This is a genomic window from Sphingomonas sp. SAFR-052, assembly GCF_051965015.1.
Lineage (GTDB): Bacteria > Pseudomonadota > Alphaproteobacteria > Sphingomonadales > Sphingomonadaceae > Sphingomonas.
In genome coordinates this window covers 132,939-148,678 of the sequence record NZ_JBQCMO010000008.1, presented here as the reverse complement: position 1 = coordinate 148,678, position 15,740 = coordinate 132,939, and the positions used below count along the sequence as shown (strand labels likewise).

Here is a 15,740-nt window from a genome sequence, read left to right as displayed (position 1 = left end):
GCCACTTCCGCTCTTCCCCACCCTCTCCGTGCAAGCCGGGAGGGAGTAGGGAAGACAAATGGCTAGTCTCAAGGCCCTGAAACTGCGCATCGGCTCGGTGAAGTCGACGCAGAAGATCACCAAGGCGATGAAGATGGTCGCCGCCGCCAAGCTGCGCCGCGCGCAGGAGGCGGCCGAGGCCGGTCGTCCCTATGCGAGCCGCGTCGAACAGGTCGTCGCCAGCCTCGCCAGCAAGGTACAGGTCACCGAAGGTAGCTCGCCGCTGCTCGCCGGCACCGGCAGCGATCAGGTCCATTTGTTCGTCGTCGCGACGTCGGACAAGGGGCTGGCCGGCGCGTTCAATTCGAACATCGCCCGTCTCGCCCGCCGCCGTGCGCTCGAGCTTCAGGAGCAGGGCAAGACCGTCAAGTTCCTGACGATCGGTCGCAAGGGCCGCGCGGTGCTGGCACGCCAGTTCCGCGACGGCTTCGTCCATGCGGTCGAACCGGGCGATCTAGGCAAGCTGACCTTTGCCGATGCGAAGGGCTATGCCGACGATCTGATCCGCCGCTTCGAAGCGGGCGAATTCGACGTCGCGCACCTGTTCTATGCAACCTTCAAGACGGTGCTGACGCAGGAACCCACGGAACAACAACTGATTCCGGTCAAGATTCCCACTCCCTCCTTGGCAACTTCGCAACCTTCCGCCGACGCGGTCGTCGAGTATGAGCCGAGCGAGGAAGCGATCCTCGACAGTCTGCTGCCGACCAATATCGCGGTACAGATCTACCGGGCGATCCGCGAAAACGCGGCGTCGGAGCAGGGTTCGAAGATGACGGCGATGGACAACGCCACGCGCAATGCGGGCGATCTCATCAACCGTCTGACCATCGAATATAACCGCACCCGCCAGGCCGCGATCACGACCGAGCTGGTCGAAATCATCTCGGGCGCCGAAGCGCTGTGATTCGCGGCGCCGTCCTGCTGGCGCTCGTCGCCATGCTGGCCGGCTGTGGTCAGCCCGCTGCCGACAAGGCGGCGGATCGGCCGCGCGCGACGCCGACGCCGTTCGTCACCGGCGGCTGGGCGACGGTGTTCGGCGATGCGCCCAAGACGATCGACCTGCTGAACGGCATGGGCTTCCGCCTGTCGCCGTACGCAGCGGCCACGGGGGGCATGCAGGCAACGGCACAGCCGACGCCGATGGCCGACCCGTCGATCAAGCCGGTCAACACCGCCAATCTGACGGTGACCGGCGACGCGCAGCGGATCGAGAAGCTGGCCTTCTCGCTCGACATTGTGAACCTCGATTCCAGCCCGTTTGCGAAGGAGCAGTTTGTGCGCTGGGTCGACCGCCCGCTCGCCAGCCTCGGCCTGCCCGGCCGCGACGAGGTCAAGCGCGGCATCATGACCGAAAGTCCGGCCAAGGGCAGCGTGCCCGGTGCCGATTATGTTATAACCCGTACTCCGATCGACGGCGGACGCCGCCTGATCGTGACCTTTACCCGCCCCGCGACGGGGACCGAACCGAGGAAGCAGTGATGGCAACCGCCGCAGACACCTACGCGCCCCAGGGCAGCACCAACAATACCGGCCGGATCGCGCAGGTCATCGGCGCCGTCGTCGACGTCGCGTTCGACGGCGAGCTGCCGGCAATCCTGTCGGCGCTCGAAACCGACAATAACGGCAACCGGCTGGTCCTCGAAGTCGCGCAGCATCTGGGGGAGAACACCGTCCGCACGATCGCCATGGACGCGACCGAGGGTCTGACCCGTGGTCAGGCGGTACGCGATACGGGCTCGCAGATCCGCGTGCCGGTGGGTCCCAAGACGCTCGGCCGCATCCTGAACGTCGTCGGCGAGCCGATCGACGAGCGTGGCCCGGTCGGCGCCGAAACCACCGCCCCGATCCACGCATCGGCGCCGCTGTTCGTCGACCAGTCGACCGAGAGCGCGATCCTCGTCACCGGCATCAAGGTCATCGACCTGCTCGCCCCCTATGCCAAGGGCGGCAAGATCGGCCTGTTCGGCGGCGCGGGCGTCGGCAAGACGGTGCTCATCCAGGAACTGATCAACAACATCGCCAAGGGCCATGGCGGCACCTCGGTGTTCGCGGGCGTGGGGGAACGCACCCGCGAGGGCAACGACCTCTATCACGAATTCCTCGACGCGGGCGTCATCGCCAAGGATGCCGACGGCAATCCGACCAGCGAGGGTTCGAAGGTCGCGCTGGTCTATGGCCAGATGAACGAGCCGCCGGGCGCGCGTGCCCGCGTCGCGCTGTCCGGCCTGACGATCGCCGAATATTTCCGCGACGTCGAAGGCCAGGACGTGCTGTTCTTCGTCGACAACATCTTCCGCTTCACCCAGGCGGGTTCGGAAGTGTCGGCGCTGCTCGGCCGCATCCCGTCGGCAGTGGGCTATCAGCCGACGCTGTCGACCGACATGGGCGCGCTGCAGGAACGCATCACCTCGACCAACAAGGGGTCGATCACCTCGGTGCAGGCGATCTACGTCCCCGCCGACGACTTGACCGATCCGGCGCCGGCGACGTCGTTCGCCCACTTGGACGCGACGACCGTGCTCAACCGCGCGATCTCGGAACTCGGCATCTATCCGGCGGTCGATCCGCTCGATTCGACCAGCCGCGTTCTCGAACCGCGCACCGTCGGCCAGGAGCATTACGACACGGCCCGCGCCGTCCAGTCGCTGCTCCAGCGCTACAAGTCGCTGCAGGACATTATCGCCATCCTTGGCATGGACGAACTATCGGAAGAGGATAAGGTCACGGTCGCCCGCGCCCGCAAGATCCAGAAGTTCCTCAGCCAGCCGTTCCACGTCGCCGAAGTCTTCACCGGCATCAGCGGCAAGTTCGTCGCGCTGGAAGACACGGTGAAGTCGTTCAAGGCGGTCGTCGAAGGTGAGTACGATCACCTGCCCGAATCGGCCTTCTACATGGTCGGTGGCATCGACGAAGTCGTCGCCAAGGCGCAGAAGATGGCGCAGGACGCGTAATTTCATCTCCCTCTCCCCGCCTGCGGGGAGAGGGTCGGGGAGAGGGGCAGTCGGAACCTCTCGGCCGAAACCCCCTCTCCCCTGCCCTCTCCCCTGAAGGGGAGAGGGAGTGAGGTTCTAATTATGCTGCACTTCGAACTCGTGACCCCCGAAAAGCTGGTGCGGTCGGAATCGGTCTACATGGTCACCGTGCCGGGCACCGAAGGCGACTTCGGCGTGCTGGAGGGCCATGCGCCGTTCATGTCGACGATCCGCGACGGCGACCTGCTGGTCCAGCGGAACGAAAAGGGCGAGGCCGAGCGGATCGCGATCCGTGGCGGGTTCGCCGAGGTAACGCCCAAGGGGCTGACGATCCTCGCCGAACAGGCCGGCTGATCGACGACTCCTTGCGTTCCACGAGACGCCGCGCCGGACCGAGGTTCGGTGCGGCGTTTTCGTTTGGCGTCGAAGCGTTCCGGGGACCCCAGCCTCCGGGGGGACGCTTGCAGAAGTCCGCCGCACCGTGTCCCCGCGAAGGCGGGGACCCAGGGCCATATGCGCCAGCCGTTGTTTTGCTTGGCTCTGGACCCCCGCCTCCGCTGGGGTACGGATCGGTCCGGGGATAGCTGGTGAACTTTCGCAAAGGTCTCGCCTGCCCAGGCGTCTCCGGGCAACGGACACCACCCTACCCATGCGGGTGCGCATTCCGATACACATCGAGCAGATGCGCCGCGTCGACCGCGGTGTAGATCTGCGTCGAGGACAGGCTGGCATGGCCCAGCAACGCCTGTAGCGAGCGCAGATCGGCGCCGCGCCCGAGGAGATGCGTCGCGAAGCTGTGGCGCAGCGCATGCGGCGTGGTGCGGTCACCCAGCCCCAGCCGCGCCCGCGCCGCGCGGACCGATCGGCGGATCACGCCGGCCGACAATGGCCCCCCCTTCGCCCCGCGAAACAACGGGGCATCGCGCGCCGTGCCCCAGGGCTGCTGCGCGACATAGGCGTCGATCGCGGCGCGGACCGGGGGCAGCAGCGGCACGACCCGCGTCTTGTCACGCTTGCCGGTGACCATGATCGTTTCGCCCAGCGGCAGGATCGCACCGGTCAGCGACAGCGCCTCGCCGATGCGCAGCCCCGCGCCGTAAAGCAGCAGCAACACTGCCCAGTCGCGGGCGCCGATCCATGGTTCGGCGGCCTCGTCGGCGACGTCCTCGGCCAGCGCGACCGCTTCGTCGGGGGATATCGGCCGCGGTATGCCCTTGCCGGTGCGTGGACCGCGCAGGCGGGGGGCGTCGATGTCGAGAAAGTCGAGAAAGGCGCGCACCGCCGACAATTCGCGCGCGGCGGACGTATTGGCGAGGCCCTCCCCGCGCCGACGGGCGAGGAAGGCGCGCAGGTCGGCCGCGCCGATCCGACCCAAGGCAGCGGCATCAGCCGCCCCGCCCCAATGGCCCTGCAGAAATGCGATCAGCCGTTCGACGGTCGCGGCATAGGCGCGCACGGTGTGCGCCGATCGCCGCCGGTCGCGCGCCAAATGCGTCGCGAAAGCGAGCGGCAAGGGCTGCGTCAGTTGGTCCATCGCAGCCCCTGCCCCCCCGATCAGCCGATCGTCTGGCCCGACTTGGCCCAGTCGGCCATGAAGCCTTCGATCCCCTTGTCGGTCAGCGGATGCTTGACCAGCGCGCGGATCACCGACGGCGGCGCGGTCATCACGTCGGCGCCAAGCTTGGCCGATTCGAGGACATGGACCGGGTGACGGACGCTGGCGACGAGGATTTCGGTGCCGAAATCGTAATTGTCGTAGATCAGGCGGATATCGCTGATGAGCCCCATGCCGTCGAAGCCGATATCGTCATGCCGCCCGACGAAGGGCGAGACGAAGGTCGCACCGGCCTTTGCCGCCAGCAGCGCCTGATTGGCGGAGAAGCACAGGGTGACGTTGACCATGGTGCCGTCATCGGTCAGCGCCTTGCAAGTCTTCAGGCCGTCGATGGTCAGCGGCACCTTCACCGCGACATTGTCGGCCAGTTTGCGCAGGATTTCGGCCTCGCGCATCATGCCCGCATGGTCGAGCGCCACGACCTCAGCCGAGACCGGGCCCGGCGTGATCGAACAGATTTCGCGCACGACCTCGAGAAAGTCGCGGCCCGACTTGTGGATCAGCGACGGGTTGGTGGTGACGCCGTCGAGCAGGCCGGTTTCGGCCAGTTCGCGAATGTCGTTGGTATCGGCGGTATCGACGAAGAATTTCATGGGACTCGGTTCCTGCGCGGGTCGGGATGCGATGGCGCCCCATCGCCCATCGGCGCGGTTCGGGCAAGATCGGGGGCCTTTTCCTGCGCGCACCGATCCATTATCTGCGCGCGCATGACCGCGCCGCAACCCGAATGGGCCCCCCACGCCGCCGTATGGATCGGCTATCCCAGCCATGCCGAATTGTGGCTGGAAGACCTCGATCCCGCCCGTGACGAAGTCGTCGCCTTTGCCCGGGCCGTCCATGCAGAGGGACGCGGCGAGACGGTGATCCTGGTCGCCGCGACCGTCGAGGCGGCCGACGACGCGCGCGCGCGTGCCCCCTTTGCCGAGGTGACGATGGAGCCGTTCGGCGACATCTGGCTGCGCGATACCGGCCCGATCATCGGCGGCGACGGCACCGCGCATCGCTTCGGCTTCAACGGCTGGGGCGGCAAATACGACCTGCCCGGCGACGACGATATCGGCCTGCGCCTTGCCCACGGGCGGGACATGGCTGTCGCCGAACATGACTGGATCGTCGAGGGCGGCGCGATCGACGGCGACGGCACCGGCCTTGTCGTGACGACCGAGCAATGCCTGCTGAACCCCAATCGCAACACCGGCTTCTTCAAGACGGCGGCGGAAACGCGGCTGCGGGAGGATCTGGGCTATGACCGCGTCCTGTGGCTGGGCGACGGGCTGCTCAACGACCATACCGATGGCCATGTCGATAATCTCGCCCGCTTCGTCGGCCCCAACCGGCTGGCGATCCCGCAGGCGGCCGAGAACGACCCCAATTGGCGCATCTATCAGGATGCGGCGGCACGGGCGAAGGCGTTCGGCGTCGAGGTCGTGCTGGTCCCCTCCCCCGGCCGCGTGCTGTCGCCCGACGAAGAGATCATTCCGGGCAGCCACATGAACTTCTATATCGGCAATGCGACGGTGGTCGTGCCGCTATACGGCACCGGTACCGACGACGCGGCCATCGCCGCCTTTGCCGAAATCTTCCCCGATCGTCAGGTCGTGGGGCTGCGCGCCGATCACATCCTGACCGGCGGCGGCAGTTTCCACTGCATCAGCCAGCAGATTCCGGCGGCTTGATCGCGTTCGCCGTCCGCGCCGCGCTGTCGGGGCTGATCGTCGCAGCGGTCGCGCTGATCGCCCGGCGTAGTCCGGCGGCGGGGGCGCTGGTCGCATCGCTGCCGCTGGTATCGCTGCTCGGCATGATCTGGCTGTGGCGCGATACCGGCGATGCGGCGCGGCTGGCCGATCATGCGGAGGCGACCTTCTGGTATGTGCTGCCCTCGCTGCCCATGTTCCTGATCGTGCCCGCGCTGTTGCGGCACGGCCTCCATTTTTGGTGGGCGTTGCTGGCGGGTTGCGGTGTCACGATCCTGCTGTATCTGGCCACTATCCCCGTCGCCGCCCGCTTCGGCGTCACGCTGTAGGACTGTTCATGACCGAGATCACCGTCGCCGCGCTCCAGCTCGGCTTCTCGACCGATATCGACCGCAACATCGCCAATGTCTCGCGACTGGTGCGCGAAGCGGCGGCGCAGGGAGCGCAAGTCATCCTGCCGCCCGAATTGTTCGAGGGCGAATATTTCTGTCGCGTCGAGGATGAGGGGTTGTTCGTCAATGCCAAGCCGGTGGCCGAGCATAAGGCGGTGCTGGCGATGCAGGCGCTGGCCGCCGAGCTGAACGTGCATATCCCGACCAGCTTCTTCGAAGCCGATGGTCCGCATCACTACAACAGCCTCGCGATGATCGACCCCGATGGCCGCATCCAAGGCGTTTATCGCAAGAGCCATATTCCCGACGGTCCGGGATATGAGGAGAAATTCTATTTCCGCCCCGGCAATACCGGGTTCAAGGTATGGGACGGCCCGGCCAAGCTGGGCGTCGGCGTCTGCTGGGACCAATGGTATCCCGAAACCGCGCGCGCGCTGATGCTGATGGGGGCGGAAGTGCTGTTCTATCCGACCGCGATCGGCAGCGAACCGCACGACACCAGCCTCGACACCGCGCGGCTGTGGCGCCGCGCGATGGTCGGCCATGCCGTTTCGAACGTCGTGCCGGTGGTCGCCGCCAACCGTGTCGGCACCGAACATGGTCAGACCTTCTACGGCACGTCGTTCATCGTCGACGAGCGGGGCGACGTGCTGGCCGAACTCGACCGCGAGGAAGAGGGCGTCATCGTTGCCACCCTCGACCTCGACCGGGTGAAGCGCCACCGCGCCGCGTTTGGCTTCTTCCGGGATCGCCGGCCGGAACTGTACGGGCGGCTGGTCCAGGATATCTGACCCGGTTTCACCGAACCGGACGTCATCCCAGCGAAGGCTGGGATCTCCCGGCGGAGGCATGGGAAAAGAGCCGCTTGAGGCCCCAACCTTCGCTGGGGCGACGATTTTGGCGGCTCAGTCGCTGAAGTCCGGCGCGCGCCGCTCCATGCCGGCGCGGACCGCCTCGACCTGATTAGGGGTGCCGAGCAGCGCGATCTGTTCGGCGCTTTCGGCGGCGAGGATCGTCGCGGCATCGGCATCGTCGGCGAGGTTGGCGAGCCGCTTGGCCGCGCGGACCGCATCGGGGCTGCGCTCGGCGATCGACCGGGCCAGCGCTTGCGCCGCCGCGAGCGGATCGTCGGATAGCCGCGTCACGAACCCTGCCGCCTGCGCCGCCACCGCATCGAACTCGCGCGCGGTGAAAGCCAGTTCGCGCAACACGTCGCCGCGCGTGTCGCGCCACAGTGCGAAGCCCGCCATGTCGGCGACCAACCCCCATTTCGCCTCCAGAATCGCGAACCGGGTATCGGGCGCGGCGATGCGTACATCGGCGCCGGCGATGATCTGCAAGCCCCCACCGAACGCCAGCCCATGGACCGCTGTGATCACCGGCATCGGCAGCGTCCGCCATCCCCACGCCACCTGCTGCACCCGGTTCGCCGGCCCGTGCGTCCGCGTCGCGAGGTCAAGGCCCGCCGCGCCTGCAGCCATGCTCGCCATGTCCAGCCCGGCGCAAAAGGCCCGCCCCTCGCCCGACAGCACCACGCAGCGCGCCGCCGACGTGCGCAGCGTCTCGATCGTGTCGATCAGCGCGTCGAACATCGCCGGATCGATCGCGTTCATCTTGTTGGGGCGGGTCAGGCGGACCTGTGCCACCCCGTCCGCGATCGTGGTCGTCACCCGCATCGATCCCACTCCCCAACTTCCCCCTTTTCAACCGGCGCGGCGCGCGTAGCATGGGGGTAGCCGGACGATACCGGCAGGGGAGAGGAGAGGAAAGATGCGTCCTTGGTGGGTTGCCCTGGCGCTGCTGGCGGTTCCGGCCGTCGCGCAGGAAGCGGGCGTGGGCAATGTGTACGGCACGGCGCTGGGCAGCGGATGGGAAAACTGGAGCTGGGCGAAGGTCGAATTGTCGAGCGAGGTGCAAGGATCGCAGCGCAAGCCGATCCGGGTCGAGGCCGGTCCCTATCAGGCGCTCTACCTCCACCATGCGCCGTTCGACACCACGCCGTACAAGTCGGTCGCGATGCTGATCCAGGGGATGGACGGCGGCACGCAGCAGCTGCGGATCGTCGCGGTGGTCGACGGCAAACCGCTCGACGCGCAGGCCTATCCGGTGACGCTGCCCGAGAGCGGGTGGAAGAAGGTCGAACTGCCGCTCGCGCGGATCGGCGCCGACAAGAAGCAGATCGACGGGCTGTGGGTGCAAAACGCCACCGACAAGCCGATCGCCCCCTTCTACGTCACGGAGATCGCGCTCAACTGAACGCCCATGCTTCAACCGGCGGGCGAATGGCTCTATTGCGGGTGGAATGACCGCCTTCTCGCTTCCGCCCGGCTTCGATCCGGCCCGCTTCTTTTCGGCGCGCGTTGGTGGCCATGGCGCGCGGCTGGGCATCGGCTACCGCGCGCATGGGGCGGACTGGTGCGAGCTGCTGCTGCCGTTTCGCGACGACCTGATCGGCGATCCGGCGCGCGGCGTGCTGGCATCGGGGCCGATCCTGACGCTGATGGACATGGCGACCAGCGTCGGCGTTTGGCTGAAGCGCGGCGCCTTCCTGCCACAGGCGACGCTCGACCTGCGGCTCGACTATCTCCGGCCCGCCACGCCCGGATCGCCGGTGGTCGGGCGCGGCGAATGCTACCGCGTCGCGCGGCAGGTCGCGTTCGTGCGCGGCATCGCCCATGACGGCGATCCGGGCGATCCGGTGGCGCATGTCGCGGGCACCTTCATGCTGCTGGACGCCGCATGACCCTGCCGCCCTATGCCGAACTACTCGGGCTGACGCTCGACACCGACGATGCCGGCCATCCGATCGTGGCGATGGCATTTGCCGACGACCTGCTCGGCCGCCCCGGCTTCGTCCATGGCGGCGCGATCGGCGGCATGCTGGAGATGGCGGCGTGGATCGCGCTGCGCCATGCACTGGGCAGCGACGCGGCGACGATCAAGCCGATCAACGTCACGATCGACTATATGCGCGGCGGCCGCGAGCGGACGATCTGGGCGGCGGGCAGCGTCACCCGGCTGGGCGCGCGCATCGCCAATGTGGCCGCGACCGCATGGCAGGACGATCGCGACCAGCCGATCGCGGCGGCGCGGCTGAACTATCTGCTACGGCGCTGACCCGGCCCGGATATTTTCAAGACCTGCGATAGTTGTGCGACATTCGGGACGTAGCAACCCTCGACCGCGACAATGCGGCTTTGGTTTCAAAAGGGTGTCGCATGGCGCGGTGGACATTGGCGGTTTTGGCATTGGGAACGGCACCGGCGGCGCTGGCGGCACAGACTGCCCCAACCGCCCCGGTAGCGGGGACCACCCAGACTCCGTCCGCGCAGGCGCCGACGACGCCGCAACCGGGTGAACCGGCCGATCCGGCGGGCGCGGGCGGCACCGACACCGAAAGCGAAGCCGAAGAGATCGTCGTCACCGGCCGCCCGCCCCCCGGATCGGTGCCTGGTGACATCAAGCCCGAACTGCAATTGTCGCCGGCCGATATCCGTTCCTACGGCGTCAGCTCGGTCGCCGAACTGGTCGCCGAACTCGCACCGCAGCTGCAATCGGTGCGCGGTGGGCAGCCGGTGTTCCTCGTCAACGGACGACGCTCGGCGGGTTTCCAGGAAATCCGCGACCTGCCGACCGAGGCGATCCTGCGCGTCGACATCCTGCCCGAGGAAGTTGCGCTGAAATATGGCTATCGCTCGGATCAGAAGGTCATCAACTTCGTCCTGCGCCCGCGCTTCCGCAGCTATACCGGGGAGTTGCAGGGCAGCGTGCCGACCGAAGGCGGATCGAGCAATATCGAGGCGGAGGGCGGCCTCGTCCGCATCGATCAGGACAAGCGCTTCAACCTGAACCTGCAGGCGGAAACGACCAGCAATCTGCTGGAGAGCGAACGCGGCATCATCCCGAACACGTCGGGCACGCCTTATGACCTGATCGGCAACGTCACCGGCACCACCAATGGCGTGCCGATCGATCCGGCGTTGAGCGCGCTGGCCGGCACCCGGGTCACCGTCGCGGCGGTGCCCGACGGCACGCCGACGCTGGCCGGGTTCGCCGCCGGGGTGAATGCGCCTCGCGTCACCGACACCACGCCGTACCGCACGCTGTCGGGCGCGGTCGATCGCTTCTCGGCCAACGGCGTCTATGCGCGCAGCATCTTCGGCAATGTCGCGGCGACGGTGACCGGGCGGATCGAGCATAACCGCACCGAATCGCTGCTCGGCCTGCCCGCCATCTCGCTGACGCTGCCCGGCAACACCCCCTTCTCGCCCTTCGCCAGCGACGTGATCGTCCGCCGCTATGCCGAGGCGAGCCCGCTGGTCCAGAATGGCGAGACGACGACCGCCAATGCCGGTTTCGCGCTGAACGGCGATATCGGCCGCTGGCGCTGGACGGTGAACGGCAATTACGACCGGGTCGAAACCAGTACCCGCACCGAACGCGGCGTCGACGTGACCGATATCCAGGCGGCGGTCCGTGCCGGCACGTTCAGCCCGTTCGGTGACCTCGGCAATCTGATCCGCACCACCGATCGCGCGAAGTCGGTGTCGAGCATCGCCGGCATCAATGGCCTCGTCGCCGGATCGCCCTTCTCGCTACCCGCCGGTGATGCCAGCACCAGCATCCGCATCGCCGGGACGACCAGCGATTTCAGCAGCGATTCGGTGCGCGCCGGAGAGGCAAGTGCCGCCGATCTGGGCCGCGACAGCGGGTCGGTGCGTGCCAATATCGACCTGCCGATCGCCAACGCCTCGCGCGAAGTCCTCTCGGCGCTCGGGCGGCTGTCGCTGAACGGCAATGCCGAGGTGGAGGAGCTGTCCGACTTCGGCACGCTCACCTCCTATGGCTATGGCCTCAACTGGCAGCCGATCACACCGCTGCGCGTCTTGGCGTCGGTCAGCCACGAACAGAATGCGCCGTCGCAGCAGCAGCTTGGCAACCCGCTCATCACCACCCCCTTCGTCCGCCGCTTCGACTATGTGCTGGGGCAGACGGTCGACGTGACCTCGATCAGCGGCGGCAACCCCGATCTGGTGCAGAGCGACAGCCGCGTGCTGAAGCTGGGCGTCAACCTAAAGCCGTGGAGCGAGCGCGATATCTCGTTCCAGTTCGATTACACCAACAACCATACCGACAACCCGATCCGCACCTTCCCGACGATCACCGCCGAGATTCAGGACGCCTTCCCCGATCGCTTCACCCGCGATCCGGTGAGCGGGGTGCTGACCCGCGTCGACAATCGTCCGGTCAATTTCGCGCGCGCCGACAGCAGCGTGCTGCGCTACGGCATCAACTTCGCCAAGCGGATCACCACCGCGCGCTCGCGGGCGGCGGAGGCCGCGCGGCAGGCGTTCATGGAACGGCGTCGGGCCGAGCGCGAGGCGGCGGAGGCCGCCGGCACGCCACTGCCCCCGCCCGGCGAGGGACGCGGTCCCGGTGCTGGCCGTGGCCCCGGCGGCGGTGGTGGTGGCGGCGGCGGCGGTGGTCGCGGGTTCGGCGGACCGGGTGGCGGTCGCGGCGGTTTCGGCGGCGGCGGCGGTGGGGGCCGGCTGTGGTTCGGCCTGTACCACAGCGTGAACCTGACCGACACGATCGTGATCCGCGACGGGCTGCCGCAACTGAACCTGCTCGACGGCGACGCAGTCGATGACAATGGCGGCACGCCGCGCCACCAGCTCGATTTCAACGGCGGCTATGTCCGCGACGGGCTGGGCGCGCGCGTTACCGTGAACTGGCAATCGGGGACCGAGGTGAATGGCGGCGCCAGCGGCACCGGCCAGACGCTGAATTTCGGCGGGCTGGCCCGCGTCGGGCTGCGGTCGTGGATCGAACTGGGCCAGCAGCCGGGACTGGTGCGCGACAATCGCTGGCTGCGCGGGGCGCGGATCAGCCTGGGCGTCGATAATCTGTTCAACGCGCGACAACGGGTGACCGACGCCAATGGCGTGGTGCCGATCAACTATCAGCCCGCCTATCGCGATGCGACCGGGCGCGTGGTCCGGCTGACGTTCCGCAAGCTCTTCTTCTGATCCCGTCCGATCAATGCGCGTCCGAATGCTCCCCGCCGGAGCGTTCGGCACCGGGGCGCGGCACGTCGGCGCGCTCGGGCGGGGCGCTGTCGGTGCTGGCCATGCGGCGCCCGCCAAAGCCGGCGGTCTCCTGATACAGCAGGGTGATCGCGACGCGGCGGTTGCGCGGGTCGAACGGGTCCTTGGCCACCATCGGCTCGCGATCGGCAACGCCCTCGATCCGTTCGAAGCGGCGCTCGCCCACCCCTGAGAGGGCGAGGCGGCGGCGCGTCGCTTCCGCCCGGCCCGACGACAGCATCCAGTTGTTCATCGTCTCACGCCGGCCATAGGCGACCGAATCGGTATGGCCGCGGATCATGATCGTGTTCGGCAGGTCCTTCACCGTCTCCGCGATCAGCGCCATCAGCTTCGACGCTTCGGGGGCGAGCGCGGTGGTGCCGAGCGCAAACATCGAATAATCGGCATTGTCGACCAGGTCGATGCGCACCCCGTCATGCGTCGGCACGATGCGGACGTTCTTGGCCAGTTTGCGCAGCTCGAGGCTCGATTCCAGCTTCTGCCGCAACTCGCGCTTGATCCGCTCGAACGCCTTGCGATCGGCCTCGGCCATCTCCGCCTTGTTCTTCAACCGGCCCTTCTCGCCCGATCCGACCTGTGCGCCGCCATTGGCGTCGACGGGGATGGTCAGCGACCGCGTACCGGTCTGCGCGGCGCGGTGCGGATAGCTGTCCTTGTCGACGATCGATTCGCCGCCGAACAGCCCGTTCGATCCTGCCGACCCCGCCTTCACCTCGACCAGCGACGGCGTGAAATAATCGGCCAACCCCTTGCGCTGCTTCTCGGTCGTGGCGCCGAGCAGCCACATCAGCAGGAAGAACGCCATCATCGCCGTCACGAAGTCGGCATAGGCGACCTTCCACGCACCGCCGTGATGGCCGCCATGGCCCTCGGCGATGATCTTCTTGACGATGATGACGGGGGGCGGCTGGTTATTGCCGTGCGGTGCCTTCGCCATGGGATCAGCGTCCGCGCAGGCCGTCGAAGACTTCGGCGAAGCCGGGCTGGTTGTGGTGCGGAATGCCCGAACGCGCGGCTTCGATCACCAGCGGCTGCGGATGGCCGTGGAGCGAGGCGATGATGATCTGCTTGACGGTGTGATAGATGGCGGCATCGGCATCGATCACCTGCTGCAACCGCCCGGCGAGCGGCCCGACCAGACCGTAGGCGAGCAGAATGCCGAGGAAGGTGCCGACCAGCGCCGACCCGATCATGCCGCCCAGGATCGAGGGCGGCTTGTCGATCGAGCCCATGGTCTTCACCACGCCCAGCACGGCGGCGACGATGCCGAGCGCGGGAAGCGCGTCGGCAAGGCCCTGCAACGTCGCCTGCGGTCCCTGTTCCTCATGGTGATGAGTCTTGATGGCGTTATCCATGACCTCCTCGACCGCATGCACGTCGAGCGTCCCCGACGACACGACGACGAGGCGCAGCGTATCGGCGATCAGGTTGACCAGCGTATGGTCCTTCACCAGTCGCGGATATTCGCTGAACACCGACGACGATTTCGGATCCTCGACATGCGGTTCGAGTGCGATCGGCCCTTCGGCGCGCAGCATCTTCATCAGCTTCGACACGAGGAAGATCGCGTCGAGATAATCCTGCTTCTTGTATTTCGGCCCTTTCAGGACCTTCATAAAGCCGCCGCCCATGCCCTTCAATTCACGGCCCGAATTGCCGATGATGAGCGCGCCGACCGCCGCGCCGCCGATGATGAGCATTTCGTGCGGCAGCGCGTGCAGCACGGGGCCGAGGTCGCCGCCGGTAAAGGCGAACCCGCCGAACACCATGGCGATGAGGACGACGAAGCCGATCGCGGGAAACATATGGCGCTTGCCCCTGGGTTACGAACCGTTGCGGCGCTGTCCGCGTCGCATCACCCGTCCCTTTTCGCCGATAGACGTCGAGAAATCGTTACCGCCAGCCAATTTACCATCGGATCGGGCGGTCAACGTCACTTCAGATAGTTAAACAGCGACATGCCCGCCAATTTCGAAATGCTCGCCTGCGTTGCGCTGAGAATCGTCAGCGTCTTCTGAAATTCGACCATCGTCGTCGAGATATCGGTATCTTCGAGCGCGCTGCGCGCTTCCTCGCGGTCGATGCCGATATTTTCGAGCTGGCTCGATTCGATTTCCAGCCGTGCGGCGCGGGCACCATTGGCGGCACGCGCCGAGGTCACCTGTGCTTCGGCGGTATCGAGCTTGCCGAGCGCGGTGTTGATTTTGGTCGTATAGGCTTTCCGCGCGGCATCGACGTCGAAGACCGGCGCGTCCGGATCGACGGGCGCCAGCGGGTCGACCGCCGGTGCCTCGGTCGGCATTTCCATCGCCGCCTTCAGATCGTCGATCAGCGCGAAGATATCGACACCGCCATTGGCACCGGTGAACACGCGGCTGCCGTCGATGCCGACCTGCATCTGGCTCGCTTCGCCGATGCGGACGTTCGCGACCGATGCGTTGCCGGTATAGCTGATCGCGCCGGTCGTATCGTCCTTGGTAAAGGCCACGTCGCCGGTTCCGCCGAACACCGGATGGTTGCGCACGTCGCGGGTGTTGGCGATCGCCATCAACCCTTCGCGAATTTGGTCGAGTTCGGTGGCGATCGCCACCTTGTCCTTGGCATTGAGCGTATCGGTGCCGGCCCGCACGGTCAGTTCGCGCACGCGCACCAGCCGTTCGTCGACATTGCCGAGCGCGGTATCGGCCTGTGCCAGCAACCCGCGTGACAGGGTCATGTTGGAGCGGAAGGCGTTCGAATCCGCCTCCTCCTTCTTGATACCGCCCAGCATCATCCACGATGCCGAATCCTGCGACGCGACCTTCAGATGCTTCTGCGTCGACAATTCGGTGTTCAACCGGTTGAGGTCGGCATTCAGCCGCGTCATCTGGTTCGTCGCGCGATTGTAGAAGTTGGCCGTGGAGATCTGCATGGCTGGT

Annotated in this window: 17 protein-coding genes; 11 read left to right on the top strand and 6 right to left on the bottom strand. The window is 66.9% G+C overall.

Features of this window, described 5'->3' with window-relative positions; all coding sequences use genetic code 11:
- The first annotated feature begins 58 nt into the window (after positions 1–58).
- The 4 genes from ACTHQV_RS14865 to ACTHQV_RS14850 all read left to right on the top strand — a co-directional run bounded on the left by ACTHQV_RS14865 (position 59) and on the right by ACTHQV_RS14850 (position 3,368).
- On the top strand, positions 59–946 hold the full coding sequence (locus tag ACTHQV_RS14865) for a F0F1 ATP synthase subunit gamma (RefSeq protein ID WP_440491345.1): 888 nt from the start codon (positions 59–61) through the stop codon (positions 944–946).
- Positions 943–1,521: a hypothetical protein gene (locus ACTHQV_RS14860; protein WP_440491344.1), complete on the top strand. Its 579-nt coding sequence runs from the start codon at positions 943–945 to the stop codon at positions 1,519–1,521. Before ACTHQV_RS14865 ends, ACTHQV_RS14860 begins: the two co-directional genes overlap by 4 nt.
- On the top strand, positions 1,521–2,993 hold the full coding sequence (gene atpD, locus ACTHQV_RS14855) for a F0F1 ATP synthase subunit beta (RefSeq protein ID WP_056453217.1): 1,473 nt from the start codon (positions 1,521–1,523) through the stop codon (positions 2,991–2,993). The genes ACTHQV_RS14860 and atpD overlap by 1 nt, the downstream gene beginning before the upstream one ends.
- Positions 2,994–3,113: 120 nt before the next feature.
- A complete protein-coding gene (locus ACTHQV_RS14850; protein ID WP_440491382.1) occupies positions 3,114–3,368 on the top strand; it encodes an ATP synthase F1 subunit epsilon in 255 nt (84 codons plus the stop codon).
- 289 nt (positions 3,369–3,657) lie between these two features.
- Here the strand turns inward: ACTHQV_RS14850 and ACTHQV_RS14845 are convergent, their stop codons facing one another.
- Together ACTHQV_RS14845 and fsa are read right to left on the bottom strand one after the other, a co-directional pair.
- On the bottom strand, positions 3,658–4,548 hold the full coding sequence (locus ACTHQV_RS14845; RefSeq protein WP_440491342.1) for a tyrosine recombinase XerC: 891 nt from the start codon (positions 4,546–4,548) through the stop codon (positions 3,658–3,660).
- A gap of 20 nt (positions 4,549–4,568) precedes the next feature.
- A complete protein-coding gene (fsa, locus tag ACTHQV_RS14840) occupies positions 4,569–5,222 on the bottom strand; it encodes a fructose-6-phosphate aldolase (protein WP_242119163.1) in 654 nt (217 codons plus the stop codon).
- A 114-nt stretch (positions 5,223–5,336) separates the two neighbouring features.
- On the opposite strand from fsa, the gene ACTHQV_RS14835 reads away from it, so the two are divergent.
- The 3 genes from ACTHQV_RS14835 to aguB are packed head-to-tail and all read left to right on the top strand — an operon-like array spanning position 5,337 to position 7,506.
- Entirely contained in the window at positions 5,337–6,305 is a 969-nt protein-coding gene (locus tag ACTHQV_RS14835; RefSeq protein ID WP_440491340.1) for an agmatine deiminase family protein, read from the top strand.
- Positions 6,302–6,652, top strand: a complete 351-nt coding sequence (locus ACTHQV_RS14830; RefSeq protein ID WP_440491338.1) for a DUF3147 family protein — start codon at positions 6,302–6,304, stop codon at positions 6,650–6,652. The genes ACTHQV_RS14835 and ACTHQV_RS14830 overlap by 4 nt, the downstream gene beginning before the upstream one ends.
- 8 nt (positions 6,653–6,660) lie before the next feature.
- Positions 6,661–7,506: an N-carbamoylputrescine amidase gene (gene aguB, locus ACTHQV_RS14825; protein WP_440491337.1), complete on the top strand. Its 846-nt coding sequence runs from the start codon at positions 6,661–6,663 to the stop codon at positions 7,504–7,506.
- Positions 7,507–7,620: 114 nt separating this feature from the next.
- Here aguB and ACTHQV_RS14820 read toward each other — a convergent pair whose 3' ends face one another.
- A complete protein-coding gene (locus tag ACTHQV_RS14820) occupies positions 7,621–8,391 on the bottom strand; it encodes a crotonase/enoyl-CoA hydratase family protein (RefSeq protein ID WP_440491335.1) in 771 nt (256 codons plus the stop codon).
- A gap of 94 nt (positions 8,392–8,485) precedes the next feature.
- On the opposite strand from ACTHQV_RS14820, the gene ACTHQV_RS14815 reads away from it, so the two are divergent.
- The 4 genes from ACTHQV_RS14815 to ACTHQV_RS14800 all read left to right on the top strand — a co-directional run bounded on the left by ACTHQV_RS14815 (position 8,486) and on the right by ACTHQV_RS14800 (position 12,744).
- Entirely contained in the window at positions 8,486–8,971 is a 486-nt protein-coding gene (locus tag ACTHQV_RS14815) for a hypothetical protein (RefSeq protein ID WP_440491333.1), read from the top strand.
- Positions 8,972–9,017: 46 nt separating this feature from the next.
- Positions 9,018–9,458 carry a PaaI family thioesterase gene (locus ACTHQV_RS14810; RefSeq protein WP_440491331.1) on the top strand — a complete coding sequence of 147 codons (441 nt, stop codon included), beginning with the start codon at positions 9,018–9,020 and terminating at the stop codon, positions 9,456–9,458.
- Entirely contained in the window at positions 9,455–9,832 is a 378-nt protein-coding gene (locus ACTHQV_RS14805; protein ID WP_440491329.1) for a PaaI family thioesterase, read from the top strand. The genes ACTHQV_RS14810 and ACTHQV_RS14805 overlap by 4 nt, the downstream gene beginning before the upstream one ends.
- Positions 9,833–9,933: 101 nt before the next feature.
- Positions 9,934–12,744, top strand: a complete 2,811-nt coding sequence (locus tag ACTHQV_RS14800) for a TonB-dependent receptor (protein WP_440491327.1) — start codon at positions 9,934–9,936, stop codon at positions 12,742–12,744.
- Positions 12,745–12,754: 10 nt separating this feature from the next.
- Here the strand turns inward: ACTHQV_RS14800 and ACTHQV_RS14795 are convergent, their stop codons facing one another.
- The 3 genes from ACTHQV_RS14795 to flgL all read right to left on the bottom strand — a co-directional run bounded on the left by ACTHQV_RS14795 (position 12,755) and on the right by flgL (position 15,733).
- A complete protein-coding gene (locus tag ACTHQV_RS14795; protein WP_440491325.1) occupies positions 12,755–13,759 on the bottom strand; it encodes a flagellar motor protein MotB in 1,005 nt (334 codons plus the stop codon).
- Between the two features lie 4 nt (positions 13,760–13,763).
- Positions 13,764–14,627 carry a flagellar motor stator protein MotA gene (gene motA / locus ACTHQV_RS14790; protein WP_056453182.1) on the bottom strand — a complete coding sequence of 288 codons (864 nt, stop codon included), beginning with the start codon at positions 14,625–14,627 and terminating at the stop codon, positions 13,764–13,766.
- 128 nt (positions 14,628–14,755) lie between these two features.
- Positions 14,756–15,733: a flagellar hook-associated protein FlgL gene (flgL, locus tag ACTHQV_RS14785; protein WP_440491323.1), complete on the bottom strand. Its 978-nt coding sequence runs from the start codon at positions 15,731–15,733 to the stop codon at positions 14,756–14,758.
- Positions 15,734–15,740 lie beyond the last annotated feature (7 nt).